We start from the raw sequence: 394 nt of genomic DNA on the forward strand, positions 1-394 counted from the left end.
AACCAGCCGGTTGAACTGGGCTGGCAGGGTTTCGATCATTTTATGGACCAATAGTCATGGCAAAACCAAGGAAACCGTCGTTACAGGCGACGGAGCAGGCGTTGGATAACGCCATTGACCAGATGAACGCGGCGAAAAAACGGCTGCGGATGCGCAACCCGTGGCACCTGCTGGCGACCGGGTTCGGCAGCGGCCTGTTCCCCTGGGGGCCGGGGACGGCCGGGTCGGTGGCGGCCATCCCGTGCTGGATGCTGCTGACCTATTTGCCGTGGCAGGTCTATTCGATGGTGGTGATGTTCAGCATCTGCATCGGTGTCTATCTCTGCCACCAGACGGCGAAAGACATGGGCGTGCACGATCACGGCAGCATTGTCTGGGATGAGTTTGTCGGCAT

The 394-nt window shown here is 59.6% G+C and carries 1 protein-coding gene; it reads left to right on the top strand.

All coding sequences use genetic code 11. From position 1 onward, the window contains the following. Positions 1-122: 122 nt before the first annotated feature. The coding region (locus tag CYR55_RS23160; protein WP_175580836.1) for a phosphatidylglycerophosphatase A at positions 123-394 on the top strand (272 nt) is incomplete at its 3' end.

Source organism: Chimaeribacter californicus (assembly GCF_002858675.1).
GTDB lineage: Bacteria > Pseudomonadota > Gammaproteobacteria > Enterobacterales > Enterobacteriaceae > Chimaeribacter > Chimaeribacter californicus.